A 25748-nucleotide genomic window follows, 5' to 3' on the forward strand; every position below is an offset into this window, starting at 1 on the left:
GCCCCGCCACCACCGTGCGCGCCGGCGGCGGGGCGTCGGTCGGGGCGCTGTCGGTGCCCCGGGCCTGGGCGGCGGCCACGACGCCGGTCAGGCAGCAGGCACCGCAGTGCCGCCGCCTTGTTGAGTGAATTCAGGTTGGCGATCGCGACACCCGACGGCGCCGTCAGCGAGCTGAGCTTGGACAGGGGGCAGGTCGCCGACGCCAGGGAGACGTCGAACGTGGCCAGCGGTGATTCCGACAGCGCCCGCAGGGCGGCGGGGGCGGTGAAGATCAGCTGCCTGCCGGCCGACAGCATCTCCGGCGCGGACTTCAGCGCCCAGGTGCCGTCGCCCGCGCCGTCGGGCGGGGCGGTGAACGGCGTGAGGACCGCGGCTTGCGCCGAAGCCTCGGCGTAGGCGTACATGGCCCCGGCGTCCCGGGCCCACATTCGCTCGTACTCGGCCTCGGTGTCGGCGATCACCGGGCCGGCCAGTCCCAGCGCGTCGGCCAGGGCCAGCGAGCCGCGCAGCGCGCGGTTGGCCGCGATCACCGATGGTGGCACCGTAGCCGCCACAGCCGTTTCGGCGGCCCGCGCCGCCGCCGCGGCCTGGGTGGCCGCCTGCTCGGCCCGTATCGCGGTGGCGTTCAGCCAATCGATGTAGGGCGCCGCGCCGTCGGGAGGGGCCGTCGGGCCCTCCCATCCGGCCAGCAGCTTCGAGGTGACCGCCCGGTAGTCCGCGACCGCGGTGTGCAGCCGGGTGGCCAGGCGGGCCCAGGCCGTCGCGGCTTCCTGCATCGGCTGCGGGCCGGGGCCGTCATGCATTTGCCCGGAGATGATTTCGGGCGGGAGCGTCGTGAAGTTCATGGTTGTCTCTGCCTAACGACGGCGGTATGGGCCCGTTGGGGCCGTTGCGAGCACAGTGGACTCTTCTGTTGGGACGTAGGCCGAAGGGTTACGGCCTCACCGCATCCGCGGCGGTGCAACGACGGCGGCCGCCGCGGGCGACTGATCCCTCAGCAACGGGCGATGCAGAGCCGCGTCAACAGGTCCCGGTCACGGGGAACCGTCCGGGGATCACGGGAGGGTGGGCCGGACAACCGAAATGCCGCGGCCGCGAACGAATCCGGCAACGGCGAGCCGATCGACGGGAGTGACGAGCGCTCCCACGTAGGCGGCCGGTCCCGCGTCATCCACGCGTTCTTGATGGTCTTGTGATGTGCCGGCGTGGAGCCGGACGAAAAGCGCGGCGCGACAGGGTTGACGCGGTCCGCCCGCGCCGGCGCCGTGTTCGCGCCGGCCTGCACGGTCTGCTGGTGCTGCGCCGCCGCCTGCGGAAGCCCCACACCGGCCACCGCGGTCCCACACGACGCCCAGCCCGCGGTGACCGCGCCGAACAGTCCGAGCGCCGCAACGATCGCGATGGCTGACCGCCAACGCGAAACCCGACGGGTGCCTCCGACTGTCACAGTGGCCCGAACCTACAACGCGAGGCTTGGACGGCAAGGCAAGCCAGCTGTGAAAACGATCAAAGTCCGGTGTGTGTCAACGGTCACCGCTTTGCCGGTCGCGCTACGCGGCAGGGGATTTGAACGCGATGAGCGGGATGGCCATTTCGACGGGTGTCGCCGCGCCGTGAAAGCCGATGAGCCGGGCCGTTTCCGGCGGTTCGTGCCCGGTGGCCAGGATGGCGGCATCGCCGGTGCAGACGGCGACGACGTCGCCGATCCGCGCCAGATGTACCGGGCTGACCGGCCCGAACATTCCGGTGGCCACGGCCTGCTCGCGGCTGTAGACGTGCGCCCTGCCCTCGAGTACCTCACTCCAGGCGGCCTGAACGTCAGCCGCGGCGCCCGGCTCGGTGTGCAGGTAGCGCACCCGCGGTTCGCCCGCGACCACGCGGACTCCCGCGGCCAGCCGCGCGTCGGCGGCAAGGTCGACACGGGCGTCCGGCGGCACGTTGAAACCGCCGTGGTCGGCCGTCACCAGCAGCGCCGCCCTCGGGGGCAGCGTCTCGACCAGCCGGGTCAGCAGCGCGTCCACCTTGGCCGCCGCCTCGTGCCACTGGCCGGAGCCGACGCCGAACGCGTGCGCCGCGGTGTCCAGGGCGGCGGTGTACCCGTAGACCAGACCCGGCGCCGCGTGCAGCTCGTCTGCCACTGTCTGCGCGTTATCGTCCGTTGGCTGGACCGGGCGGAATTCCGCGCCGCGATACGCCGCGTCGGTCAGCCCGCTGCCCAGGAACGCGGCCGGCAACACGGCGCGCGCCCTCACACCGGCCTGGTTCAGCCGCCCGAACCAGGTCGGCAGCGGCTGCCACTGGGTGTGTGGCGGATCGTCGCGCCACAGGATGTGATTGAGCACCCGGTCGGTGCCGGGAACGTTGAGCGTGAAGCCCAGGATCCCGTGTTCGCCGGGCTGCGCCCCGGTGCCCAGGGAAACCAGGCTCGTCGGCGTGGTCGACGGGAAGGTGCAGGCGAGCTCCGTGAGGCGCCCCGTTTGCCCGGCGAGCACCGCGGCGAGCAACGGGGCGCTGCCGGCGAGGTCGCCGAGCAGGTGCCAGCCCATCCCGTCCACCAGCACAACCGCGACGCGATCGAGCTCAGCGGTTCCGCCGAGCCAGTCGGCCACGCCCAGCCGGTCGACGGCGCCCGGCGCGCCGAGCAGTGCGGCGACGGCGGGCAGCACGTCGCGCAGGGAACCGGGCATCGGGCCAGTCTGGCACGAAATTAGACATGCGCCAGTCGGCGGCTCGTCAGGCGCAGCTGGCGATCGGTCCCGTCGGCCAGTGCGCCGACCTGCCGTGGCGACAGCCGGCCGCACAGCCGGCCCCAGTGCAGGGCGATCTCGTCGCCGGCGGCCACGTCGGGGACCGCGCTATACCCATCGGTCCAGACGTCGAACACGCCGCAGGACGGTTCGGACAGCGCCAGCGCCTCGCCGTCGAAGGCCAGCGTGCGGCGCAGCACCTCGATCCGGTCATGGTCGCGTGAGACCACCGTCCCCCAGGTGATGCGGCAGTTGTCGAGCACCTGCAGGGGGTGCTGGTCCATGCCGCGACCCAGGAACCGCGTCCACGGGTACACGCCGAACACGTGGAAGCAGTGATTGGCGGCGGCCTCGCGGGCCAGGTCCGGCGTCAGGTGTGACCAGTAGCGGCCCGCCTGCGGGCCGATGATTCCCAGCAACGCCTCGAAGAAGTCCCGCGGGTCCAGGTCGGCGCCCACGCCGCCGCCCAGCCAGTACGCCTCGACGAGGCGATGATCCAGCGGGTCGGCGATGCCGGTCAGCGCCGACAGCACCCGCAGGTACGGCCACGCCCCGGAGAACCGCGTCGCGGCCGCGCGCACCTCGTCGGCCGAGCCGTCGCGCAGGGTGGCGCCCAGCGGGGGACCGCAGTAGCCCAGCGCGTTGGGCGCATAGGCGTAGCGCGCGAACATCTCCACACCGCGCTGCGAGCCGCTGGGGTCACCGGTCAAGCGCGCCCCACCAGCTTGACGGCGTCACGGTGCATGCGCCCGAAGTTGTAGTAGGCGGCGCAGGCGCCCTCGGGGGACACCATGCAGGTGCCGATCGGGGTCTCCGGGGTGCACGCGGTGCCGAAAACCTTGCACTCCCAAGGCTTGAGCACGCCCTTGAGCACCTCGCCGCACTGACATGCCTTGGGGTCGGCCACACGCACCCCCGGCATCGAGAACCGCAGCTCCGCGTCGAACTCCGCGAAGTCGTCGTGCAGCCGCAGCGCACTCTGGGAGATGAAGCCCAGGCCGCGCCATTCGAAGTGGGGGCGCAGGGCAAACACTTTGCCCATCAACGCCAGGGCGGCCGGATTGCCGCGCTCGGGCACCACCCGCTTGTACTGGTTCTCCACCTCGCAGCGACCCTCGCGGATCTGGGTGAGCAGCATCGCGACCGCGGCCAAAATGTCGAGTGGCTCGAAACCGGCCACTACCAACGGCTTTCGGTACACCTCCGGCACGAACCGATAGGGCCGGTTGCCCACCACCGTCGAGACGTGCCCGGGGCCGATGAACCCCGAGAGCCGCAGGTCCGGAGACTCCAGGATGGCTTTGATCGGCGGCACGATCATCACGTGGTTGCAGAACACGCTGAAGTTGGTCAGCCCCTGCTCGCGCGCCCGGACCAGTGTCACCGCCGTCGACGGCGCGGTGGTCTCGAAACCGATGGCGAAGAACACCACGTGCTTGTCGGGGTTGTCGAGCGCGATCTTCAGCGCGTCCAGCGGGGAGTAGACGAACCGGACGTCGGCCCCGCGCGCCTTGGCGTCCAGCAGGCTGCCTTTCGACCCGGGCACCCGCATCATGTCGCCGAAGCAGGTGAAGATCACGTCGGGCTGGCCCGCCAGCCACATCGCGTCGTCGATGCGGCCCATCGGGATCACGCAGACCGGACACCCGGGGCCGTGCACCAGTTCGACGTTGTCGGGCAGCAGGTGTTCGATGCCGTGCCGGTAGATGGTGTGCGTGTGCCCGCCGCATACCTCCATGAACTTGAACTGCTCCCCGCCGGGGGAGTCGGTGCCGGCCAGGCGCCCGATGGCGCCCAGCAGCCTGCGCGCCGCGGCTGGATCACGGAACTCGTCAACGAATTTCATTGTGCGCCTTCCTAGATGATGGCCCGATTCCTCCTCGGTCCGTTACCGGACCGCATCGTCGTCGGACTAGATGATGGCCGACGAGTCGAAAGCCTGGATCTCGGTGTCGTAGGCGTCGCCGAGTTTCTTGACGGCGGCCAGGGTGAGCAGCGCCTCGGTCTCGTCGATCTTGGCCATCGCGAACCCGACGTGCACCAGGACCCAGTCGTCCGGCTCGGGCATGTCGTCCTCGAGCAGCCGGACGCTGATGGTGCGCTGCACGCCGCTGACGTCGACCTTCGCCAAATAGTTGGCGGGATCGGTGATCTCGACGATCCGGCCCGGAATCCCAAGACACATATCCGGTATCTCCTTTCAGCAAAGGTCAGCAGATCCGGGGCAGCGGGTCACCGACCAGCATGTCGACGATCCGCGTTCCACCGAATCCCGTTCGCAGCACCACGCTTTCGGCCGGTTCGGTGACGATTTCCCCGACCTCGGCAGCATCGGCACCCAGCGGATGCGACCGCAGCGCGCCAAGCCCGGCCGTCGCCTCCTCGGGCGCGACGACGGCGACGAACTTGCCCTCGTTGGCGACGTAGAGCGGGTCGATGCCGAGCAGCTCGCACGCGCCGTTCACCATGGGCGCCACCGGAAGTCGCTCCTCTTCGAGCAGCACCCCCAGGCCGCAGGCCTGGGCCAGTTCGTTGCAGACCGTGCCCACCCCGCCCCTCGTCGCGTCGCGCATCCAGCGGGTCGACGGCGCGGCCGCCATCAACAGCTCCACCAGCGGGCTGACCGAAGCGGTGTCCGAAGCGATGTCGGCCTCGATGGCCAGGTCGCCCCGCGCCAGCATCACCGCCATGCCGTGATCGCCCATCGATCCCGACAACAGCAGCTTGTCCCCGGGCCGCACCGCCGCCGCGGACAGCGCGCGTCCTGCGGGGATGACGCCGGTCCCGGCGGTGGTGACGAACACCCCGTCGACGGCGCCCTTGGGCACCACCTTGGTGTCGCCGGTGACGATCCGCACGCCGGCTTCGGCGGCCGCCGCCGCCATGTCGGCGACGATCTCCTTCAACTCGGCGATGGGGAAGCCCTCTTCGAGCACGAACGCCGCGGAGATCCACGACGGCACGGCACCGGCCATTGCGAGGTCGTTGCAGGTGCCGTGCACGGCGAGCGAGCCGATGGAACCGCCGGGAAAGCGCCTGGGCTGCACCACGAACGAATCCGTCGACATCGCCACGCGCTCGCCGCCCGGTAGCGGCAGTACCGCGCTGTCACCGAGCGATTCCAGCAGCGGGTTGCGAAACGCCTCCACGAAGACCGCGTCCACCAGCGCCGCCGAGGCCTTGCCCCCGGCCCCGTGCGCCAGCGTCACGTGGTCGTCGAGCAGGCGCGGGCGGCGCCTGCGGAACGATTCGATCCGCTCGATCACCTCACCCTCGGCGAACCGCGGCCCCGACGAAAGGTAATCACCCACCGGCTTGTTCATGCCGCCCCCAGACCCTGCTCGCCGCCCAGCTGTTGGTGCACGCTCAGCCACAGCTGATAGCCCAGCAGCGCCTGCGATTCCTGTATCCGGTGCACGCTTTGCGAGCGAACGACGAAGCAGGCGTCCACATTCGGGTTGTTCGCGAACGCGCCACCGTCATAGCCGGCGAATCCGATGGTGTACAGGCCGCGTTGGCGGGCCTCGGCCAGCGCGGCGAGCAGGTTGGGTGAGCCGCCGCTGGTGGACATGGCGATCGCGATGTCGCCTCCGGCGGCGCGGGCGATCAGCTGCCGGGCGAACACCAATTCGAATCCGACGTCGTTGCCCAGGGCGGTCAGGATGGCCTGGTCGGCGGTCAACGGCCACGCGGGCAGGGATTTTTCGGGCTTGCCGACCGGCGGCCGGGCGAACAGCCTCGCCAGGGTGGTGGAATCCGTGCAGCTGCCGCCGTTTCCGAAGGTGAACATGCGCCCGCCCGCCGCGAAGCGGCGCGCCACTTCCGCGGCGGCCTGACCCAGCAGTGCGGCGTTGGCCTGCAGCGTCGAGCGCCGCAGCGCCAGGCTCTCGGCCGCCTTCGCCTGCGCGGACGCGGCCAGGTCGGCCAGCAGCGACCCGGCATCGTCTTCCTGCGCGTCGATGAACGGGTACAGGAAGTTGGTCGGTTCGTCGCGGTGTTCCGGGCTCATCGGGCGCCCTCCTCGTCTTCCAGTCTGCCGATCGCCATGCCCGCGTGCACCAGAATGAGGTCCCCGGCGGCCACCGGGTCGATCAGCGTGGTCACCACGTTCTCGGTGCCGCGCGCGGTGCGGACCGTGGCGTGCCCGTCGGCCGACGCCGTCACCGCCTCTGCCGGGCGTCCCTCGTCGCTGCAGGTGACGCAAACCGACTCGGAGCACTCGGGTTTGAGCAGGCCGGGGTGCTCGAAACACACGTGGGTCAATTCCCACAGCAGGTGATAGAACAGCACGAAACCTCCCGTCGCGGGTACGCGCGGGTCGGGGTCGTCCAGCCACAGCACGTGATCGGCCGTGCCCGGCGCGGGGCGTGCGCCGCTGCCGATCCAGATCGTGGTGGCGCCCCATGCGGGGGCGCGCCGCATCACCGAGCGGACCTGCGCGTCGTCCGCGCCGGACACCGCGACCACGATGTCACCCGGCCGCACGGACACCCGGACCAGATCCACCAGGTCGGGTCCGGTCAGCGCCACCGCGGGCAGGGCCCGCTTGCCCATGATCACCGGGTGGACGAACTCGACCGCGATGTGCTGCGCATGCGGCTCCCACGACGGCGCGATGGACCACATGGTGGCGCCGGCGGCGAAGCGCTTGGCGAGCGTGAACGCGGTGCCGGCCAGGTCCTCGGCCAATTCGGCGCCCAGGCCGCGATCGATGGCTGTGGTGGTCATGAGTCGGCCCCCCTCGACGCGGTCAGCATGGAGATCGCGGCCTGACCCAGCGCCAGCCCGCCGTCGTTCGGCGGCACCGTTCGGTGGGTCAGCACCTCGAATCCCGCCCGCTGCAACCGCTGACGACATGCGTTCAGCAACAACACGTTCTGGAATACCCCTCCGGTGAGGCCCACCAGCCGGGTGGGCCCGGCGACCTGAGCGACCACCTTGGCGACGGCGTCCGCGACGGCCTCGTGGAACGCCGCGGCCAGCACCGCAGCTGGTGCGCCGGCGTAGAGCGCCGACACCAGCGTCTGCACCATGGGGGCGGGGTCGATCACCCCGTCGGCGCGCACCATGAGCGGCAGCGACGGCCCGGCCTTGCCGGCGGCCGACTCCGCCAGCGCCTCCAGCTCGATGGCGGCCTGGCCTTCGTAGTCGATGCGGTGGCGCACCCCGAGCAGCGAGGCGACCGCGTCGAACAGGCGGCCCATGCTCGAACACGGCACGCAGCCCCTCCCCGTCTCCAATTGGGCACGGGTGGCGCGCAATTCGTCGCGGGTCGCCGCCGCGACGGGGGCCAGGTCGGCGGTCCAGTCGATGCCGGCCGACCACAGCTGCGACAACGCCATCCGCCACGGGTTGCGGACCGCCGCGTCACCGCCGGGCAGTGGCACCGCCAGCAGGTGGCCGGCTCGGACGAATCGGTGGCTGTCGCCGCCGAGCCGGAGAATCTCACCGCCCCACACGCTCTGGTCGCATCCGTAACCGGTGCCGTCGAAGGAGACCCCGATGACCGGTTCGCCGATGCGTCCGTGCTCGGCCAGCAGCGACACGACGTGCGCGTGATGGTGCTGAACCAGGTCCAGCGGCCGGCCGTCCGCGTGGCGCTCCGCCCAGCTTCGGGTGTGATACCCCGGATGCAGGTCGGCGGCCAATCGGGCGGGCTCGCCGCGTATTTCGCTGAGCTGGTGCACCGCCCGCTCGAATGCGCGCAGCGTCTCCCAGGTGGACATGTCACCGATGTGCCCCGACAGGTAGGCGCGCGCGCCGTCGGTGAGGCAGAACGTGTTCTTCAACTCCCCGCCGACTGCCAGCACCGGCGGGCCCGCCACGTTCAGGTCTATCGGCAGCGGGGCGTACCCGCGGGACCGGCGGATCGGCAGCTCGGCGTCGCGCCCGCCGTCTTTGATGATGCGCACCACCGAGTCGTCGCACGGGACGTGGATCGGGCGGTCGTGGTCCAGGACCGCGTCGCAGAGCGCCGGAAGCCGTTGTGCGGCATCGTCATCGGTGAAGCAGATCGGCTCGTCGGATCGGTTGGCGCTGGTGAGCACGAGCGCGGCGGGGGGCTCGCCGGCCGCGCCGGGGACGGGCGCCAGCAGCAGGTGATGGATGGGGGAGTACGGCAGCATCAGGCCGAGCAACGGGCTGCCGGGCGCGACGCCGTGGGCGACCGGCGCGCCGTCCTCACCGGGCCGGCGCCGCAGCAGCACGATCGGGCGGGCGGGACTCAGCAGCGCCGCGGCCTCGGTGTCGTCGACGTGGGCGTAGCGGCGCGCCACCTTGAGGTCGCGGACCAGCATGGCGAACGGCTTGGCGCCGCGGGCCTTTCGGGTGCGCAGCGCGTCGACCGCCGCGCCGTCGCTGACGCTGCAGGCCAGGTGGTAGCCGCCGACGCCCTTGATGGCGACCACCGCGCCCGCGGCCAGCGCGCGCTGGGTGGCCGCCAGCGCGGCGTCCGCCCCGTCGATCCGCCCGGCCGCCGAGGAGAACCACAGGGACGGCCCGCAGTCGGGGCAGGCGATCGGCTGCGCGTGGAACCGGCGATCCGCCGGGTCGTGGTATTCGGCGGCGCAGCCTTCGCACATGGCGAACCCCGACATGGTGGTGGCCGGGCGATCGTAGGGCAGTTCGCGGATGATGGTGAACCTCGGCCCGCAGTTGGTGCAGGTGACGAAGGGGTGGCGGTAGCGGCGGTCGCGCGGGTCGAAGAGCTCGGCGACGCAGTCGTCGCACACCGCGATGTCGGGCGGGATCGGTGTCGTGGCGCCGGGGACCGCCCGGCTGTCCACGATCGAGAACCCGCATCCGCAGCCGGCGTCGGCGGAAAGTTCGTCGACGCTGACGTGGCTGATCCGGGCCAGCGGCGGCGCGTCGGCGCGCAGGCGCCGGCCGAATTCGGCCACGCGCGCGGGTTCGCCCTGCACCTCGACGAACACGGCGCCGGAGTCGTTGCCGACGAAGCCGGACAGGCCGAGCTCGGTCGCGATGCGGTGCACGAAGGGCCGGAAGCCAACCCCCTGCACAACACCGGTCACGGTGAAGCGCTGCCGAACCCGGGAAGCGGGGTCATGCCGCAGCAGCAGGGGGGACTGGGTCATGTCAGCCGCCCTCCGGGAAGTCAGTCCCGTCGGCACGGCCCCGCCCCATCAGCTCGAGACCGGCCATCGCCTGCTCGGCGCCCGCGCCGTCGGTCTTTTCGATGGCGAAGCCCATGTGGATGATGATCCAGTCGCCGGGTTTGAATGTCTCTTCCGGCAGCATGCCGACGTTGACCCGCCGCTGCTCGCCGGTGACGTCCACCAACGCGAGCTGCCCTTCGAAGCCGTCCAGCATCCGGATCACTTGACCGGGAATCCCTAAACACATGGCTCAGCGGTCCCTTCGGGGGCGGCGGCCGGGCGCGCGTGCAACGCCGCGACGATCTCCTCGACGGCCCGTGCGGCGCGGGGAACCGCCCTGGCCACGGGCTCGGTGAGGCCGATGCCCTCCTCGACGCTGCCCGCCTCGCATCCGACGACGACGGTGTAGGGCGGGGTGCCGCCCAGTGCCCGCAAGCTGGCGAACACCGCGGCCGGATCCATGCTGTGACCGTCGAAACCCGTTGCAGCCGAATCCGATTCATGGTCGGCCTGGAAGACGTGCAACGCTCCGGGGTTGCCGCGGTTGGGCACCGCGTCGATCAGCACCAGAGTGTCCCATTCGTCGAGCAGGTCGTAGGCCAGGTGCATGCCGCTGATGCCGTAGTCGGTGACGCGAACGCTGGGATCGTCCCGCGGGATCTCCGCGTTGCGGATCACCTCCGATCCGAACCCGTCGTCGCCCAGGAAAATGTTGCCGATGCCCGCTACCAGGATGCGCGCTGTCATCTCCGCCGTCCGAGCAAGTTACATCCGCCTCAGCTTGAGGTAGCGGCGGGCATCGGGGATGGATACCACCCCCAGCGCCAGTCCGATCACGAGCACCAACGCGATGATAGCGAGGAATATCCAGCCGAGGATTTCCATCAGAGAACTCCTTTCACGAGTTTGCGGGGCTGCGGTGAGCTTCCAGGGGCTCGATTTCGTCGGGGGAGAAGTAGAGATAACGGCCGTACCAGTCGTGCAGGTCGGCGGCGGGGTCGTCGTCGACGACGACCGCGACATGCATGTTGCCCTCGACGTCGGAGTGCACCGAGGTCACGCGGGCGGTCTTGCCGGCGACGAAGATATCCTGCGCGTCGGCGTTGCGCCGCGGCCGCAGCCGGACCCGGCTGCCGCGCGCCACCCGGGTCCCGTTCACCAGCACCGCATCGATTTCCGGCCGAACGGCGTTGTCGGCCAGCGGATCCCACCAGTCGACGCCCTCGGGGATCTGCGGGACCAGACCCGAGACCGGATCGCGCAGCACGCCGTGCAGGCGCGCCATCGCCTCGGGGGACATGGCGTCACACGCGTCGATGATTCGCGCCGCTCGCGGATCCGTGGCCCGGGCCTGTGCCTTCTCCTCGTCGGTCATGGTCATCACCCGCAGGGTGAGGATCTCGTCGATCTCCGTGCAGTCATACAGGGCGGTGTCGCTCTGTTCGGCGACCTCGGGGTGGTCGTAGAGGATGATCGGCGAGATCAGCAGCAGGTCCCGGGCGCCGGGTGGGCCGGCCAGCACCGGGAAGCAGCGATGCTGGGCGCACCGGGACACCGCGGCGACCGCCGACGGGGGCGGCTCGAGCAGCGAGACGAACTGGCCCTCCTCGAGTTCGGCGATGAAGTGTGTGCCGATCATGGACCGGGCGATCGCGTCGTTCTTGTCCACCGCGGCGTCGCCGACGTTGCTGAGCCGCACCGACACCCGGCACAGGTCGCCGTCCGCCTCGCCGGCGACCGTCAGCACGCCACGTACCTCCCGTCGTTGGCGCACCAGGCGACCGCCCTCGAGGAATTCGATGTCGGTGCCCGCATCCGCCGTCACCGACAGTGTCCACGGCCCGCCGTCCAGCGCGACAGGGCCGAAGGGCCTTTCGCATTCGACCGCCTCGTCCCAGCTGAGCCACGACCCGCCCGCGGTCGTCAGCTGGTCGACGGGCCGGTATTCGCCGGGGGCGACCTCACGCTCAGCCCGGCGGTGCTGCAGCTGCAGGAACCGCACCACCAGGTGCAACTCCCGCGCGCCCTGGACCAGGAACTGCGCCGCCAGGGTGGCGTCCTCGCCCAGGCCCGCGTCCGCGGCCCCGGGCGGTCCCAGAACGCCGAACTGCCAGCGGGATTGGTTCTTGCTCGACGTTCCGCGATACGGATAGAGCAGGTAGCCCTCGTAGAGCACCGCGTCGGCGACGGCGCGGGCCCGGTCCGCGGTCACCGCGCCGTCTCCCGGTCCGCGTCCAGCAGGGAGGTGATCGCGTGGTCGAGATCGAGCAGCCCGTGGGCCGACTTGTAGGCCGCCAGCGCGGCGATCGTCTCGTGGTTCAGCCGCAGCCATCCGGCGTTCGGGTAGTGCTGGGCGATCAGCTGCCGCCAGACCGCGACCGGCATGTCGTAGTGGTCTTCGCAGTCCCACGGGATCTGCTGGACGGAGAACCAGCGGTCGGACCGGACGAAAATCGTTCCGCTGAACAGGAATTGGAGGGCCACGGCGCCGTCACGCAGTGCGTGCAGGTATTTGGCGGCGGTGACCTCGAAGTCGTAGGTGCACTCCAGCGGCAGGGCGACGGTCGTGTTGCCGGTGAAGCCCTGGACCATCGCGGTGCAGTGCTGCCAGAGGAAGGTGCGCTGGGTGCTCGCCCAGCGTTCGCGCGACCCGAACAGGTCCGTCAGGCCGGCCGCCTCGTCGTCGGAGTACGACCGCCGCAGCGGCTCGATGCGGACCTGGCAGCGCAGGGCGATCGCGTGCACCGGGTCCCCGCCGTCAGCGCCGCCGGTGGCCACGGCGACCCGCGCCGTCAGCACCGGCGTGACGGCGTACGGTTCGGGCGCCACGTCAAGGACCGAGAAGTCGATGTCCATCATGGCGGTGTCTTGACTGCGCGGGCCTCGAGGCGGGAGAAGAAGCCGTCGATGAACTCACGGGCCTCCTGCCCCCCGTCGAACCCGCGCCACAGCAGGCGAAGCCGCCCGACGAATTCGTAGCAGGCGTCGATGGGAACGAGATAGCTTTGCGGCGAACCGGATTCGGGGACGCGCACCAGGAGCGCCTCCACGTCGTCCGTCAGCAGGCCCACCCGGGCGTCGGCGCCGCTGAGCGCGTCCCACACGTCGAGGGCGAGCTCGGATTCGCACGCCCCGGCCGGTCCGGGGTAGAAGGCGACGGTGCGCCCCAGGGCCGAGTTGGTGAAGAAGAACGCGACCCCCACCGGGATTTGCAGTGCCTCCCAGGCGCGCCGGTCCAGCGCGAAGTCGGGGAAGGACAGATACCGGTCGGGCACCGCGCGGTAGCGCAGTTCGGCACGGGAGTCGGTGAACAGCAGGTAGCAGGCGCGGCACACGCACATCAGCTGCCGGTCGGCCACATTGACCACGTGCTGATGCTCGTCGGCGACCGATTCCGAGCACATCTCGCAGCGCTCACCGGCCGGTTCGGGGGCCGGCCGGTTGCTGCGGATCCGGGTGAGGACCTCGTACGGGGTCGTCATGCCGGGGCTCCCATCGCTTGCGCCGGCTCCCGGGCCGGCAACGCCACCGACAGCACGCCGTCGCGGGCCAACAGGGGCAGGGGATCCAGGTGCGCGCCGTTCACGCCGGCCCCGGCATGTACGGCGTCGAAGTCCGTCTGACAGCGGGGGCAACGCAGTTGCGTCCCATACAGTTTCGCACCGGCCAGGGTGGCGTCACACACCGGGCAATGGTCCCGGTACGCGAAAGTCTGATCGCCGACCCGGCACGCCAGCACGGTGGTCGCGTCGACTCGATAGCCCGCCACCTCCCCGGGTGCCAGGTCGGCCAGCTCGGGCGCCGGATGCCAGCTGCCGGAGCCGTTGGAATGCACGCGCGCCAGCAGCGATTCGGCCGGGATGACGGTCGTGGTGCCGGGCTCGGCCGCCACCACCTCGATCGAGGAGATCTCGGGGGCCGCGGCGCGCACCGCGTCCTCGACGGCCAACTCCAGCGTCACCGCCGACGACGGACAGCTCTTGCAGCTGCCTTTGAAAGCGAGGAGCACGCCAACACCTTCGGGCCTCTCCGTCACTTCGATCAGGTCCACGTCCCCGCCGTGCGAGCCCAGGTACGGCCGCACCCGGTCGAGCGCGTCGGACACCCGGCGGCGGACGTCGTGCGGGTGCAGGCCATGGATCAAGAGCAGGCTGGCCACCAGGTCGTCGGTGGCCAGCCGCTCGGCCAGGCCGGGGCCTGGACCGTCCTGAGCCAACAGCATGATCCGCTCCAGCCCGGCCCCGTAGAGCCCGACCACCTCGCGGACCAGCTGCCGGGCGCGTTCCTGCGCGGCCGCACCGCCCGCCGCGCAGGAGTCCAGCAGGGTCTGGATCCGATCGCCCGCTGTGCGCCATTTCGCGTCGTTGTCGCCAAGGGTTTCCGGGCGATCCACCATAGTCACTGCCCGACGGGTGACTGTGTCGGCGTGTGCAGTCTGTCCAGGGTCTTGCCCTTACCCAGGTACATGTGCACGCCGCAGGGCAGGCACGGGTCGAAGCTGCGCACCGTGCGCATGACGTCGATGCCCTTGAAGTTCTCGCGGCTGTTCTCCTCGAAGATCGGCTGGCCCTGCACCGCGTCCTCGTACGGCCCCGGCGTGCCGTAGCTGTCGCGCGGGTTGGCGTTCCACGGGGTGGGCGGGTACGGGTGGTAGTTGGCGATCTTGCCGTCCCGGATCACCAGGTGGTGGCTGAGCACGCCGCGCACCGCCTCGGTGAATCCGCAGCCGATGGCCTCGTCGGGCACCTCGAAGCGCTCCCACGTCTTGGTGCGGCCGGCCCGGATCTCCTCGAGCGCCTTCTCGGCGAAGTGCAGCGCGCAGGCCGCCGCGTAGGCCTGGAAGTAGGTGCGCGCCCGGTCGCGTTCGATCGTGTTGCTGCCGTACTTGGGTACCTTCCACTCGAACTCGACCGGGCCCTTGAGCGCGGTCTTCGGCAGGCTGATCTTGACGCTGTTGCCGGTGGCCTTGACGTAGCCGATGTCGACCAGGCCGGCCAGCGCGGTCGCCCACAGCCGCGCCAGCGGGCCGCCGCCGGTGTCCAGCGCCAGGTGGTCCTTGCCGTCGAACCAGCGCGGCGACATCACCCAGCTGTACTTGCCGCCGTCCATGTCGCGCTTCTGCGGGTGCGGGTTGGTGTGCTGGTTCCACGGGTGGCGCCGGTCCACCGCGTTGCCCAGCGGATCGGTCTTGACGAACATCTCCTGATCGGTCCAGTCGTCGTAATACGAACTGCCCAAAAGGATCCGGATGCCTAGGTTGATGTCCACCAGCGAGTGGGTGACGAGTTTTCCGTCGACCACCACGCCCGGGGTCACGAACATGGCGTTGCCCCAGCGCTCCATGTCCTTGTATGCGAAGTTGCACACCTCGGGATCCTGGAAGGAGCCCCAGCAGCCGAGCAGGGTGCGGCGCAGCCCGACCTTCTCATACCCGGGCAGCGCCTCGTAGAAGAAGTCGAACAGATCGTCGTGCATCGGCACGACCTTCTTCATGAACTCGACATAGCGCATCAGCCGCGTCATGTAATCGGTCATCAGCTGGATGGTCGCGACCGTGCCGACGCCGCCGGGGTACAGCGTGGAGGGGTGCACGTGGCGACCCTCCATGAGGCAGAACATCTCTCGCGTCCAGCGGCTGACCGCCAGCGCCTCGCGGTAGAACTCGCCGGTGAACGGGTTCAGCGAGCGCATGATGTCGGCGATCGTCCGGTACCCGTGCGCCCCGGCCTGCGGCGCGGGCGTCTTCTCCGCCAGCGAAAGCACGCTCGGGTTGGTCTCGGAGACCATCTTCTCGCAGAAGTCCACGCCGACCAGGTTCTCCTGGAAGATGTTGTGGTCGAACATGTATTCCGCGGCCTCGCCCAGGTTGACGATCCACTCGCCGAGATGCGGCGGCTTGACCCCGTACGCCATGTTCTGCGCGTAGCACGAGCAGGTGGCGTGATTGTCGCCGCAGATGCCGCAGATGCGGCTGGTGATGAAGTGGGCGTCGCGAGGATCCTTGCCCTTCATGAAGATCGAGTAGCCGCGGAAGATCGACGAGGTGCTGTGGCACTCGACGACCTCGCGATTCTCGAAGTCGATCTTGGTGTAGATGCCCAGGCTGCCCACGATCCTGGTGATGGGGTCCCAGGCCATGTCGACCAGTTGGCCGGGTTCGCGGTTGGCGTGGGTGGGCTCCGGAATGATGGTTGTCATCGCGCTACTTCTTCCCGCTGTGGGCCGTTGGGCCTGAGGGCTGGAGATGGTGAGGACGAAGCGCGCCGAGCTGGTAGGCGACCTACCAGGTCCGGCGCGCCCCGGTGGTGAGTTGGTTCCCGCTGTGGCGCCACCGCGGTTCCTTGTCGACGGTGCGCGCGGTGATACCCCGCAAGCTGCGAATCACGGTTCCGTACAGGCCGACCGCGGTGCTGGACAGCTTGCCGCCCGGCGGCTCGTCCATGAACGGCATGAACTTGTCGGGGAAGCCCGGCATGGTGCACCCGATGCAGATGCCGCCGACGTTCGGGCAGCCGCCGACACCGTTGATCCACCCGCGCTTGGGCACGTTGCACTTCACGACCGGACCCCAACAGCCAAGCTTGACAATGCATTTGGGTGACCCGTATTCGGTGGCGAAGTCACCTTGCTCGTAGTAGCCGGCGCGGTCACAGCCCTCGTGGACGGTGTTGCCGAACAACCACTTGGGGCGCAGCGCGTCGTCGAGCGGGATCATCGGTGCCTGGCCGGTCGCCATGTAGAGCAGGTAGGTCAGCGTCTCCGACAGGTTGTCCGGGTGGATCGGGCAGCCGGGGACGCAGACGATCGGGATGCCGGCCTTGCTCTTCCAGTCCCAGCCGAGGTAGTCGGGGACGCCCATTGCCCCGGTCGGATTGCCGGCCATCGCGTGGATGCCGCCGTAGGTGGCGCACGTCCCGACCGCGACGATCGCGGTGGCCTTGGGCGCCAGCCGGTCGAGCCACTCGCTGGTGGTCATCGGCTGGCCGGTGGCCGGGTCGTTGCCGAACCCGCACCAGTAGCCCTCGTCCTTGATCTTCTCGTTGGGAATGGACCCCTCGACGACCAGCACGAAGGGCTCGAGCTCACCGCGGTCGGCTTTGAAGAACCAGGAGAGGAAGTCGTCCGCCCCCCCGCTGGGTCCGCATTCGAAATCGATGAGTGGCCAGTGCACGGCGACCTTCGGCAGTCCCGGCAGAGCGCCCAGGGCGATCTCCTCGACTGTGGGTTGGGTGGCGGCAGTCAACGCCACCGAATCGCCGTCACAACTGAGCCCCGCATTGATCCATAGAACGTGGATCAGCGTTTCTTCCGCTTTGACTGCTGCTTCTGTTGGCATGCTGCAGCTTTCCGGGACCGGGCTGAGGCCCCTGCGCCGCCGGAGTCGACCGTCGGCCCACTTGCGCAGCGCTAATTTTTGGGTCTACTCCTCACCGCCGGGCGTGTCAACGGTTCTGGGGGACCAAGTAGTTAGACAAGCGTTGCAAGCTGTTTCGTGCCGCCGGGCCGGGAGTCGGCGGGCGTGGCGGCCGGCGTCATGCAAAACCGTTGCAAGACGGACCGTTAGGCCGACGGCTCCCCGGCGAAGCGTCGCAGCCAGCCGAACCACGCGGCCATCCCGGCCCCGGTGCGCGCGCTGAGCGGCAGGATGGTCGCCGTCGCGTTGACCATGCGCACGTGCTCGATGTAGGTGTCGACATCGGCATCGAGGTAGGGGACCAGGTCAATCTTGTTGAGCAGCACCACATCCACCGACCGGAACATGACCGGGTACTTCAGCGGCTTGTCCTCGCCCTCGGTCACGGAGTACACCATGGCCTTGGCGTGCTCGCCGACGTCGAACTCCGCCGGGCAGACCAGGTTGCCGACGTTCTCGATGATCACCAGGTCCAGCGCGGCAAGGTCCAGGCCCGGCAGGGCGCGGTTCACCATCGGCGCGTCCAGATGGCACTCGCCGCCAAAACCGTTGCTGGTGTTGAGCAGTGACACCTGGGCGCCGCGGCCGCTGAGCTTGGCCGCGTCCAGGTCGGTGGCGATGTCGCCTTCGATCACCCCGATGGCAAGCTCGCCGGCGAGCTCGTCGAGCGTCGCCTGCAGGACGGTCGTCTTGCCCGATCCCGGCGAGCTCATCAGGTTCAGCGTGCGCACCCCGTTGCTCTCGAACGCCGCCCGGTTGGCGTCGGCGAGCAGGTCGTTCTCCGCGAAGATCGCCTCCAGCACGTCGACGCGCTGCTTGCCGGTCCGGTACTGGCCGTGATCGCCGTGCCGGTGGTCTGGGTCGTCGTGCTCGTGAGCGTGCATGGCTCCGTCGTCGTGCCGATGAAATCTTCCCATGGTCAAACCCGTTCGCAGCGTTCACTTTTCACGATACGTCCAGCGACGTCACCAAGAATTCGTTGCCCCGCAACACCTCGACGTCGGAGCTGTCGCACTGCGGACACCAGATCGACCAGGCCGACGTGATCTCCGATTGGCGGCCGCATGCGCGGCAGCGGACCTCGGCGCCGACGCACTCGAGTTCCAGCTCGGCCTCCGGCATGTCCTCGGCGTCTCGCACCAGCGTCCAGCAGAACGACAACGATTCGGGCACCACCTGGCGCAGTGCGCCGATCCGCACGCGCACCACGTCGACGTGCCGGCCGTCGGCATGCGTCTTGACCACACCGGCGATCGCCTCACACAGCGACAGCTCGTGCACCGGCGATCACCGGCGTCCAGCGAGGGTCATGAGCACTGTTCTACACCCGGACGGCCCGGCCGCGCAGCGGTGTCAGGAGGACGTCCACTTCTGCTCGAGGCGGCCGTAACGCCAGACCAGCAGCGCCACCGCCCAGGTGACGACGAACGTGCCCACGACGAAGTAGCCGACGACGTTGAGGTCCAGCCCGCCGATCCAGCTCCAGAACGGGCCGCGCCAGCCGAACTGCTCTTGCAGCAGGGTGAGGAGTTCGACGCTGCCGATCAGCAGCGCGACCACAACTGACAGGGCGGTGATGGTGATGTTGTAGTAGATCTTGCGCACCGGGTTGGAAAAGGCCCAGCCGTAGGCGAAGTTCATGAACGAGCCGTCGACGGTGTCCAGCAGGCACATGCCGGCGGTAAACAACACGGGCAGGCACAGGATGGCGTACCAGGGCAACCCGGCGGCCGCACTGGTGCCCGCCAGAACCAGCAGCGCGATCTCGGTGGCGGTGTCGAAGCCGAGCCCGAACAGCAGCCCGACGGGGTAGGAGTGCCACGACCGGGTGATCGACTTGGTGAACCGGCCGAGGATCCGGTTCATCAGGCCCCGGTTGTCCAGCTGCCGTTCCAGCTCCGCTCCGTCGGTGGCCGGGTCGTAGTCGCCGCGGCGCAGCCGGGCGAACACCCGCAGGATGCCGACGAGCACGACGACGTTGAGCAGGGCGATCGCATACAGGAACACGCCGGAGACGCCGGTGCCGATCAGCCCCGTGTAGTGATGCAGGTTCGACGAGTCGTCCCGGACCGGTCCGACGACGGTCTTGACCCCCGACGCCAGCAGGACCGCCAGCCCGAAGACCACCGTGGAATGGCCCAGCGAGAAGAAGAATCCGACGGCCAGGGGGCGCTGCCCGTCGTTCATCAGTTTGCGGGTGGTGTTGTCGATGGCCGCGATGTGGTCGGCGTCGAACGCGTGCCGCATGCCCAGGGCGTAGGCCGTCAGCCCGATGCCGACACCAAATGCCTTGCCGCCGAGGCTGAATTGTGCGGGCGCAACCAAGGCCACCAGGGTGAACCAGCCGACCACGTGGAGCCCGACGATGACCGTCAGCATGGCGGCGAGCCGCCACCACTCCGCCGGGCTCAGGGCGCTGCGAAGCCGGGTCGTCCATGACGGGCGCCGGTCGAGCTCGGTACTGGTCACCGGGGTCCTTCCAGCATCGGGAGGGGAGCAACCGGCACGACTGTATGTGCCGGTTTGCGCCACGGTCAACTACATGCAAGTGGGTCGCAGGAATCGCCATGGCCGGTGCGCGGGCCCAATTCGGCGGAAAACTGGCGCGCCCAGGGCGGCGGCGCGACACTGAACGGGTGACGCCCCAGCCGTCAGCATTGGATCCCTCCGTCACCGCCCGGATCGGCGACCTGCTGCGCGCCAGGGGGCTGCGGCGGATGTCGTCGCGGATCCAGGTGCTGGCCGTGCTCGAGCCGGTGGACGGGCACCTGCCGGTGGCGGAGATCCACAAGCGGGTGCAGGCCTGCCTGCCGCACGGCGCGCACGCACCCGACGTGGCCACCATCTACCGCACGGTGACCACCCTGGTCGGGCAGGGGGTGTTGCACGCGCTGACGCTGGACGGCGGCGTCACGACCTACGGGATGGCCACCGCGCCGCACCACCACGCCGTGTGCACCGAATGCGGCTCGATCATCGAGGTGCCCGCCCGGCAGCTCAGTTCGGCGTTGGAACACGCGATGGCGGGCAGTTCCTTCGCGCTGTCCGAAGCCGCGGGCCTGACGCTGCACGGCCTGTGCCCCCGGTGCCAGCGGCGCTGACCCGCGGCGCCCGGCTACGCCGCGCTTGCGATCGCACTGGTCCGATGGTGGCGACCCGCGGCGCCCGGCTACGCCGCGCTTGCGATCGCACTGGTCCGATGGTGGCGACCCGCGGCGCCCGGCTACGCCGCGCTTGCGATCGCCACTAGCCCAGATCCAGTAGCGCGTTCTCGACAACCTCCGGCAGCGCCGGATGAATCCAGTACTGTCCGCGGGCCATCTGCGGGGCGGTCAGCCCGAAACTCATGGCCTGGATCAGCGGCTGGATGATCGATGACGCCTGGGGGCCCATGATGTGCGCCCCCAGCAGCCGGCCGGTGTTCCGATCGGCGATCAGCTTGACTATCCCGGTGGTGTCCTCCATCGCCCACCCGTAGGCCACATCGCCGTAGTCGTGTATCGCGACGGAGATATCGAATCCCTTTGCGATGGACTGGTTTTCGGTCAGGCCGACGGTCGCCACCTGCGGATCGGTGAACACCGCCGACGGCACGTAGCGGTGATCGGTCATCACCATCGACCCGGTGTCGTCCCAGTCGCAATGCAGGTTGTGTTGCACGACGCGGGCCTCGTGGTTGGCGACGTGCTTGAGCTGGTACGGCGAGGAGACGTCGCCGAGGGCGAAGACGCCACGCGCCGAGGTCCGCTGGTATTCGTCGACCAGCACCCGGCCGTCCTCGACATCGACGCCCGCCTGTTCGGCGTCGAGCAGGTCGGCGTTGGACACCCGGCCGGTGGCGACCAGCAGCAGGTCGGCGTTCAGCGTGGACCCGTCGTCGAGCCGCAGCGAGACGCCCGAGCCGTTGTCGGTGCCCCCCACGACGTTGCGGTGGGTGCGCAGCTCCCATTTGGACGCGGCCATACGGGTGAAGCGTTTGCACAGGGTGTCGTCACAGTGCCGCAGCATGGAGCCGCCACGGATCACCAGCGTGACGTGGACGCCGAGGGCGGAGAAGACGTGGGCGAATTCGGCGGCGACGAAGCCACTTCCGACGATCACGAGGTGCTCGGGCAGCTCGGGGATCCGCATGATCGTGTCGCTGGTGTGATAGGCGACGCCGCAGTCGGCGATCGCAGGCGGAATCACCGGGCGCGACCCAGCCGCGATCACCACCTGCTCGGCGGTGAATTCGTCACCGGCATCGGTGCGCAACAGGTAGCGACCGTCGGACTGAACCGGTCCGAACCGGGTGTGCTGGCTGTACAGGTCGACGTTGGGTGATGCGCGGCGGTAGTCCTCCCCGCTCATCGAGATCGGATCGATCCGGCCGAAGATGCGCGAGACGATGTCGTCCCAGCGCACCCGGTCGATGTGTGCGTCGATCCCGTAGCGCGCGGCGTCGCGGATCGTCGTGGCGACCTCGGCGGCGTAGACGAACATCTTGGTCGGGATGCACCCGACGTTGAGGCAGGTCCCGCCGAACGTGCCGTGCTCGCACAGCGCCGCGCGCCTGGCCAGGAAGCGATCGTCGAGAAGCATGTTGCCCGAACCGGTTCCGATGATCGCGATGTCGTACGTCTCCACCCCGTCAGCCCTTCCTCGATGAGGGCGAGGCGTCCGTGCGTTCGGCGTCGAGGTAGTCGTCGAGCCAGAGGTCCAGCTGGCGATAGGCCGCCTGCCGGGGCTGCGGCAGCGACAGGAAGACGTCGTGTTTGGCGTCGCCGATGGGAACGATGGTGCTGTGATTCCCGATGCAGCCGGCCCGCCTGGCGATCTGGGTGACGTCGAGCACCGCGTCGCCGCACTGCATGGACGTCGCGTCGCTGGTCTCTCGCACGGTGTGATCCGAGCGCAGGATCAGGTTGGGCACCCCGACGTCGAGCCCGCGGTGCAACCGGGCGTGGCCGCGGCGGATGGCGTTGAGCCAGCCGAGCGTGATGGGGAAGCCGCCCAATGGTTTCCACTGCAGGTCGTAGTCGAACTCACCGTGGTAGTCGCGGTGCAGGGTGGTGCCGTAACCGCCCTCGGTGGGTGTGCGGACCACCCCCTTGGAGCGCACCCGCGACAGGCCGGCGATCAGCGCCGAGGTGACCGGCAGCCGCAGGACCGCCGGGCCGTGCAGGTCCAAGAACGGGCTGTTGAGCACCAACCCCCCGACGGTGGCGTGGGCCGCGGCATCGCGGCGGCGAAGCCGGTCCAGCCACAACGACACGATGAGCCCCCCGGCGGAATGGCCGTACACCAGAACCCGGGGGGACCGGTCGTGCTCCCGGATGACGGCCAGCGCGTGTTCGAGTTCGGCGTCGTAGTCGTCGAGATTGGTGATGAAGTGCGGCGTCTGCCCGTCGCGGCGCGACCGGCCGCATTTCTGTAGGTCCAGCGCGTAGAAGGCGAAGCCGCGATCGGCGAAGTGATCGGCGAGCGCCGTGTTGAAGAAGTAATCGGTGTAGCCGTGCACGGCCAGGACCGCGTGGCCCGGGCCGGGCCGCCGGGCCGGCTCACCGCGCCGGATCAGCGTCGCGACGATCTCCCCTTCGCCGACCGGGTCGGGCCCGAGGGGGATGGTGCGCTGCCAATAGCCGGGCAGGACATCGGGTTCCCAGCCAGTCACCCCGCCACTCACCAGGCCAGCTTAGAGGTTTTGCTGGCCACCGGGGGGCGCATGCCGTTCGTGCCGGGTTTACCTCGGGATAGCCTGAGTGTCGGCGCAGTCGAGGAAAGGACCAAGGAGCAGGTGTCGTCGCTAGCCAGAACCGCACGCACGGACGTCGTGCTGGTGGGCGCGGGCATCATGAGCGCAACGCTGGGTGCGTTGCTGCGCAGGTTGCAGCCCGACTGGTCGATGACCGTTGTCGAGCGGCTGGACGCCGTCGCCGCGGAAAGCAGCAGCCCCTGGAACAACGCCGGCACGGGGCATTCCGCGCTGTGCGAGCTCAACTACACCCCGGAGAACGCCGACGGTTCGATCGACATCACCAAGGCGGTGCGCATCAACGAGCAGTTCCAGGTGAGCCGCCAATTCTGGGCGTACGCCGTCGAGAACGGGATGTTGACCGACACCGGCTTCCTCAACCCGCTTCCGCACGTGAGCTTCGTCCGCGGCGCGCGGCGCGTCGAGTTTCTGTGCCGACGGCAGCGGGCCCTGGCGCCCAACCCCCTGTTCGCCGGCACCGAATTCATCGACGACCCGAGCGAGTTCGCCCGCCGGCTGCCGTTCATGGCCGCCAGGCGCGACTTCTCCGAGCCGACCGCCCTGAACTGGGCCCCGCACGGCACCGACGTGGACTTCGGTGCGCTGGCCCGCCAACTCGTCGGCTTTTGCGTGCAGGGCGGCGCGACCGCGCTGTTCGGCCACGAGGTCCGCGATCTGACGCGGCAGTCCGACGGCACCTGGACGCTGCTGCTGCGCAACCGGCGCACCGGCGAAAAGCACCGGCTGAACGCCAAATTCGTCTTCGTCGGGGCCGGCGGCGACGCGCTGCCGTTGCTGCAGAAGTCCGGCATCGAAGAGGTCAGGGGTTTCGCCGGATTCCCCATCGGCGGCCGGTTCCTGCGCACCGACAACCCGCAGCTCGTCGCCGCCCACCGGGCCAAGGTGTACGGGGTGCCGGCACCGGGAGCCCCGCCGCTCGGCGCTCTGCACCTGGACCTGCGGTTCGTCAACGGCAAACCGTGGCTGGTGTTCGGGCCGTACGCCGGCTGGTCGCCGAAGTTCTTGAAGCACGGCCGCCTGTCCGACCTGCCCCGCTCGGTGAAACCCGACAACGCGGTGTCCATGCTCGGGGTGGGCCTCACCCAGCTGAAGCTGGTCAACTACCTGATCGGCCAGCTGCGGCTGTCCGAACCGGACCGCATCCACGCGTTGCGCGAATTCGCGCCCAGCGCGGTGGATTCCGACTGGGAGCTGACCGTGGCCGGTCAGCGCGTGCAGGTGATCCGGCGCGACAGGCGCAAGGGGGGCGTGCTGGATTTCAGCACCACCGTGCTGGCCGCCGCCGACGGCAGCATCGCCGGGCTGCTGGGCGGCTCTCCGGGAGCGTCGACGGCCGTGTCGGCCATGCTCGAGGTGTTGCAGCGGTGCTTCGCCGACCGCTACCGCTCCTGGCTGCCCGCGCTCAAAGAGATGGTGCCGTCGCTGGGCGTCGAGCTGTCCAATGAGCCGGCGCTGTACGACGAGGTGTGGTCCTGGAGCACAGACGTGCTGGGGTTGAGGTCCGATTCGGGGGTTCGGTCATGAGTGAAGCTTTGCGTCGGTCCTGGGCCAAAGACCTTGGCGCGCGGACCCTTTACGAGCTGCTCAAGTTGCGGGTGGAGGTGTTCGTGGTGGAACAGGCCTGCCCGTACCCGGAGCTCGACGGGCGCGACCTGCTCGCCGAGACGCGGCACTTCTGGCTCGAGACGCCCGAGGGCGAGGTGATCTGCACCTTGCGCTTGATGGAGGAGCACGCCGGCGGCCGAAAGACGTTCCGGATCGGCCGGCTGTGCACCAAACGCAGCGCCCGCGGGCAGGGCCACACCACTCGGCTGCTGCGCGCCGCCCTGGCCGAGGTGGGCGACTACCCGTGCCGGATCGACGCGCAAACCTATCTGGCCGACATGTACGCCCAGCACGGCTTCGTGCGCGCCGGTGATGATTTCGTCGACGACGGCGTCCCGCACGTGCCGATGCTGCGCCCGGGCTCCGGCCTGACGGAGCTACCGTGAGGCCGTATCCGTTCAGCGCGATCGTCGGGCACGACCAGCTGCGCCTGGCGCTGCTGTTGTGCGCGGTTCGACCGGAGATCGGCGGCGCGCTGATCCGGGGCGAAAAGGGCACGGCCAAGTCGACGGCCGTGCGCGGTCTGGCGGCGCTGCTGTCCGCCGCCAACGGTAGCGACGGGACCGGACTCGTCGAAATGCCGCTCGGCGCAACCGAAGACCGGGTGATCGGCTCGCTGGACCTGCAGCGGGTGCTGCGCGACGGCGAGCATGCCTTCTCGCCGGGGCTGCTCGCCCGCGCCCACGGCGGGGTGCTCTACGTCGACGAGGTCAACCTGCTGCACGACCATCTGGTGGACGTGCTGCTGGACGCCGCCGCGATGGGCCGGGTGCACATCGAACGCGACGGCATCTCCCATTCGCACGAGGCCCGGTTCGTGCTGATCGGCACCATGAATCCCGAAGAGGGCGAGCTGCGCCCGCAACTGCTGGACCGGTTCGGTCTCACCGTCGACGTGCACGCGTCGCGCGACGTCGACGTGCGGGTCCAGGTCGTCCGCCAGCGCATGGCCTACGAGGCCGACCCCGACGCATTCGCCGAAAGCTACGCCGACGCCGAGGCCGAGCTGGCCCGCCGGATCGCCGACGCGCGGGCGCTGGTCGGTCAGGTGGTGTTGCCGGACAACGAATTACGGCGCATCGCCGCGGTGTGCGCGGCGTTCGACGTCGACG

Annotated in this window: 27 protein-coding genes and 1 pseudogene; 5 read left to right on the forward strand and 23 right to left on the reverse strand. The window is 69.6% G+C overall.

What is annotated here, in order from left to right; genetic code table 11:
* Window positions 1-53: 53 nt before the first annotated feature.
* A complete protein-coding gene (locus A5713_RS29720; RefSeq protein ID WP_369804488.1) occupies window positions 54-128 on the forward strand; it encodes a hypothetical protein in 75 nt (24 codons plus the stop codon).
* 300 nt (window positions 129-428) lie between these two features.
* Here A5713_RS29720 and A5713_RS29725 read toward each other — a convergent pair.
* The 21 genes and pseudogenes from A5713_RS29725 to A5713_RS17020 all read right to left on the reverse strand — a co-directional run.
* Window positions 429-845 (reverse strand): annotated as a pseudogene (locus A5713_RS29725) (PPE family protein); the annotation flags it as partial.
* A 149-nt stretch (window positions 846-994) separates the two neighbouring features.
* A complete protein-coding gene (locus tag A5713_RS16925; protein WP_068097369.1) occupies window positions 995-1447 on the reverse strand; it encodes a hypothetical protein in 453 nt (150 codons plus the stop codon).
* A gap of 103 nt (window positions 1448-1550) precedes the next feature.
* Window positions 1551-2687, reverse strand: coding sequence for an alkaline phosphatase family protein (locus A5713_RS16930; RefSeq protein ID WP_068097372.1), 1137 nt, complete (start codon window positions 2685-2687; stop codon window positions 1551-1553).
* Window positions 2688-2707: 20 nt separating this feature from the next.
* Window positions 2708-3457, reverse strand: coding sequence for a DUF6390 family protein (locus A5713_RS16935; protein ID WP_255398410.1), 750 nt, complete (start codon window positions 3455-3457; stop codon window positions 2708-2710).
* Entirely contained in the window at window positions 3454-4593 is a 1140-nt protein-coding gene (gene hypD / locus A5713_RS16940) for a hydrogenase formation protein HypD (protein WP_067921007.1), read from the reverse strand. The genes A5713_RS16935 and hypD overlap by 4 nt, the downstream gene beginning before the upstream one ends.
* Before the next feature lie 66 nt (window positions 4594-4659).
* On the reverse strand, window positions 4660-4932 hold the full coding sequence (locus tag A5713_RS16945; protein WP_067921005.1) for a HypC/HybG/HupF family hydrogenase formation chaperone: 273 nt from the start codon (window positions 4930-4932) through the stop codon (window positions 4660-4662).
* Between the two features lie 25 nt (window positions 4933-4957).
* Entirely contained in the window at window positions 4958-6070 is a 1113-nt protein-coding gene (hypE, locus tag A5713_RS16950; RefSeq protein ID WP_082973003.1) for a hydrogenase expression/formation protein HypE, read from the reverse strand.
* The gene (locus A5713_RS16955) at window positions 6067-6756 is read right to left on the reverse strand and encodes an SIS domain-containing protein (RefSeq protein WP_068097375.1); all 690 of its coding nucleotides are present in this window, start codon (window positions 6754-6756) and stop codon (window positions 6067-6069) included. Before A5713_RS16955 ends, hypE begins: the two co-directional genes overlap by 4 nt.
* On the reverse strand, window positions 6753-7475 hold the full coding sequence (locus A5713_RS16960) for a HypC/HybG/HupF family hydrogenase formation chaperone (RefSeq protein WP_067921000.1): 723 nt from the start codon (window positions 7473-7475) through the stop codon (window positions 6753-6755). Before A5713_RS16960 ends, A5713_RS16955 begins: the two co-directional genes overlap by 4 nt.
* Window positions 7472-9841 carry a carbamoyltransferase HypF gene (hypF, locus tag A5713_RS16965; protein WP_068097377.1) on the reverse strand — a complete coding sequence of 790 codons (2370 nt, stop codon included), beginning with the start codon at window positions 9839-9841 and terminating at the stop codon, window positions 7472-7474. The genes A5713_RS16960 and hypF overlap by 4 nt, the downstream gene beginning before the upstream one ends.
* Before the next feature lies 1 nt (window position 9842).
* Window positions 9843-10109, reverse strand: coding sequence for a HypC/HybG/HupF family hydrogenase formation chaperone (locus tag A5713_RS16970; protein ID WP_068097379.1), 267 nt, complete (start codon window positions 10107-10109; stop codon window positions 9843-9845).
* Window positions 10100-10609 (reverse strand): hydrogenase maturation protease, encoded by a 510-nt coding sequence (locus A5713_RS16975; RefSeq protein ID WP_067920994.1) that lies wholly within the window; start codon window positions 10607-10609, stop codon window positions 10100-10102. Before A5713_RS16975 ends, A5713_RS16970 begins: the two co-directional genes overlap by 10 nt.
* Before the next feature lie 151 nt (window positions 10610-10760).
* Window positions 10761-12074, reverse strand: a complete 1314-nt coding sequence (locus tag A5713_RS16980) for a hypothetical protein (protein ID WP_068097382.1) — start codon at window positions 12072-12074, stop codon at window positions 10761-10763.
* Window positions 12071-12721, reverse strand: a complete 651-nt coding sequence (locus tag A5713_RS16985; protein WP_068097386.1) for a DUF6084 family protein — start codon at window positions 12719-12721, stop codon at window positions 12071-12073. Before A5713_RS16985 ends, A5713_RS16980 begins: the two co-directional genes overlap by 4 nt.
* Complete coding sequence (locus A5713_RS16990) at window positions 12718-13344, reverse strand: DUF5947 family protein (RefSeq protein WP_067918258.1); 627 nt, start codon at window positions 13342-13344, stop codon at window positions 12718-12720. The genes A5713_RS16985 and A5713_RS16990 overlap by 4 nt, the downstream gene beginning before the upstream one ends.
* Window positions 13341-14258 carry a NifU family protein gene (locus tag A5713_RS16995; protein WP_068097391.1) on the reverse strand — a complete coding sequence of 306 codons (918 nt, stop codon included), beginning with the start codon at window positions 14256-14258 and terminating at the stop codon, window positions 13341-13343. Before A5713_RS16995 ends, A5713_RS16990 begins: the two co-directional genes overlap by 4 nt.
* Before the next feature lie 2 nt (window positions 14259-14260).
* Window positions 14261-16060, reverse strand: coding sequence for a nickel-dependent hydrogenase large subunit (locus A5713_RS17000; protein ID WP_067918259.1), 1800 nt, complete (start codon window positions 16058-16060; stop codon window positions 14261-14263).
* Window positions 16061-16142: 82 nt separating this feature from the next.
* A complete protein-coding gene (locus A5713_RS17005) occupies window positions 16143-17198 on the reverse strand; it encodes a hydrogenase expression protein HypE (RefSeq protein WP_068097394.1) in 1056 nt (351 codons plus the stop codon).
* 224 nt (window positions 17199-17422) lie between these two features.
* Window positions 17423-18193, reverse strand: coding sequence for a hydrogenase nickel incorporation protein HypB (hypB, locus tag A5713_RS17010; protein ID WP_068097397.1), 771 nt, complete (start codon window positions 18191-18193; stop codon window positions 17423-17425).
* Window positions 18194-18221: 28 nt separating this feature from the next.
* Entirely contained in the window at window positions 18222-18557 is a 336-nt protein-coding gene (locus A5713_RS17015; RefSeq protein WP_067924901.1) for a hydrogenase maturation nickel metallochaperone HypA, read from the reverse strand.
* Window positions 18558-18629: 72 nt separating this feature from the next.
* Window positions 18630-19745, reverse strand: coding sequence for a HoxN/HupN/NixA family nickel/cobalt transporter (locus A5713_RS17020; protein WP_067924899.1), 1116 nt, complete (start codon window positions 19743-19745; stop codon window positions 18630-18632).
* A 167-nt stretch (window positions 19746-19912) separates the two neighbouring features.
* On the opposite strand from A5713_RS17020, the gene A5713_RS17025 reads away from it, so the two are divergent.
* Entirely contained in the window at window positions 19913-20377 is a 465-nt protein-coding gene (locus A5713_RS17025) for a Fur family transcriptional regulator (RefSeq protein ID WP_068097407.1), read from the forward strand.
* 145 nt (window positions 20378-20522) lie between these two features.
* Here the strand turns inward: A5713_RS17025 and mtr are convergent, their stop codons facing one another.
* Both mtr and A5713_RS17035 read right to left on the reverse strand, forming a co-directional pair.
* The gene (gene mtr / locus A5713_RS17030; RefSeq protein ID WP_068097399.1) at window positions 20523-21902 is read right to left on the reverse strand and encodes a mycothione reductase; all 1380 of its coding nucleotides are present in this window, start codon (window positions 21900-21902) and stop codon (window positions 20523-20525) included.
* 4 nt (window positions 21903-21906) lie between these two features.
* Entirely contained in the window at window positions 21907-22929 is a 1023-nt protein-coding gene (locus A5713_RS17035) for an alpha/beta hydrolase (protein ID WP_068097401.1), read from the reverse strand.
* Window positions 22930-23052: 123 nt separating this feature from the next.
* Between A5713_RS17035 and mqo the strand changes: the two genes are divergently transcribed.
* From mqo to A5713_RS17050, 3 genes are all read left to right on the forward strand, one after another.
* Window positions 23053-24555, forward strand: a complete 1503-nt coding sequence (mqo, locus tag A5713_RS17040; protein WP_255398411.1) for a malate dehydrogenase (quinone) — start codon at window positions 23053-23055, stop codon at window positions 24553-24555.
* Entirely contained in the window at window positions 24552-25022 is a 471-nt protein-coding gene (locus A5713_RS17045) for a GNAT family N-acetyltransferase (RefSeq protein ID WP_067924889.1), read from the forward strand. The genes mqo and A5713_RS17045 overlap by 4 nt, the downstream gene beginning before the upstream one ends.
* Window positions 25019-25748 (forward strand): ATP-binding protein (locus tag A5713_RS17050; RefSeq protein ID WP_156751918.1); only part of this gene is annotated, 730 nt, incomplete at its 3' end. The genes A5713_RS17045 and A5713_RS17050, both read left to right, overlap by 4 nt.

It is taken from the genome of Mycobacterium sp. E2497 (genome assembly GCF_001668695.1).
Lineage (GTDB): Bacteria > Actinomycetota > Actinomycetes > Mycobacteriales > Mycobacteriaceae > Mycobacterium.

Bases quoted from the DNA above. Each gene is read 5' to 3' on its own strand.
- A5713_RS17045 (WP_067924889.1), top strand. From the start codon at position 24,552: ATGAGTGAAGCTTTGCGTCGGTCCTGGGCCAAAGACCTTGGCGCGCGG.
- hypD (WP_067921007.1), bottom strand. From the start codon at position 4,593: ATGAAATTCGTTGACGAGTTCCGTGATCCAGCCGCGGCGCGCAGGCTG.
- A5713_RS16960 (WP_067921000.1), bottom strand. From the start codon at position 7,475: ATGACCACCACAGCCATCGATCGCGGCCTGGGCGCCGAATTGGCCGAG.
- A5713_RS16970 (WP_068097379.1), bottom strand. From the start codon at position 10,109: ATGTGTTTAGGGATTCCCGGTCAAGTGATCCGGATGCTGGACGGCTTC.
- A5713_RS16995 (WP_068097391.1), bottom strand. From the start codon at position 14,258: ATGGTGGATCGCCCGGAAACCCTTGGCGACAACGACGCGAAATGGCGC.
- A5713_RS16945 (WP_067921005.1), bottom strand. From the start codon at position 4,932: ATGTGTCTTGGGATTCCGGGCCGGATCGTCGAGATCACCGATCCCGCC.
- A5713_RS16930 (WP_068097372.1), bottom strand. From the start codon at position 2,687: ATGCCCGGTTCCCTGCGCGACGTGCTGCCCGCCGTCGCCGCACTGCTC.
- A5713_RS16990 (WP_067918258.1), bottom strand. From the start codon at position 13,344: ATGACGACCCCGTACGAGGTCCTCACCCGGATCCGCAGCAACCGGCCG.
- A5713_RS16975 (WP_067920994.1), bottom strand. From the start codon at position 10,609: ATGACAGCGCGCATCCTGGTAGCGGGCATCGGCAACATTTTCCTGGGC.
- A5713_RS16985 (WP_068097386.1), bottom strand. From the start codon at position 12,721: ATGATGGACATCGACTTCTCGGTCCTTGACGTGGCGCCCGAACCGTAC.
- A5713_RS16955 (WP_068097375.1), bottom strand. From the start codon at position 6,756: ATGAGCCCGGAACACCGCGACGAACCGACCAACTTCCTGTACCCGTTC.
- hypE (WP_082973003.1), bottom strand. From the start codon at position 6,070: ATGAACAAGCCGGTGGGTGATTACCTTTCGTCGGGGCCGCGGTTCGCC.
- A5713_RS17005 (WP_068097394.1), bottom strand. From the start codon at position 17,198: ATGCCAACAGAAGCAGCAGTCAAAGCGGAAGAAACGCTGATCCACGTT.
- hypB (WP_068097397.1), bottom strand. From the start codon at position 18,193: ATGGGAAGATTTCATCGGCACGACGACGGAGCCATGCACGCTCACGAG.
- hypF (WP_068097377.1), bottom strand. From the start codon at position 9,841: ATGACCCAGTCCCCCCTGCTGCTGCGGCATGACCCCGCTTCCCGGGTT.
- A5713_RS17000 (WP_067918259.1), bottom strand. From the start codon at position 16,060: ATGACAACCATCATTCCGGAGCCCACCCACGCCAACCGCGAACCCGGC.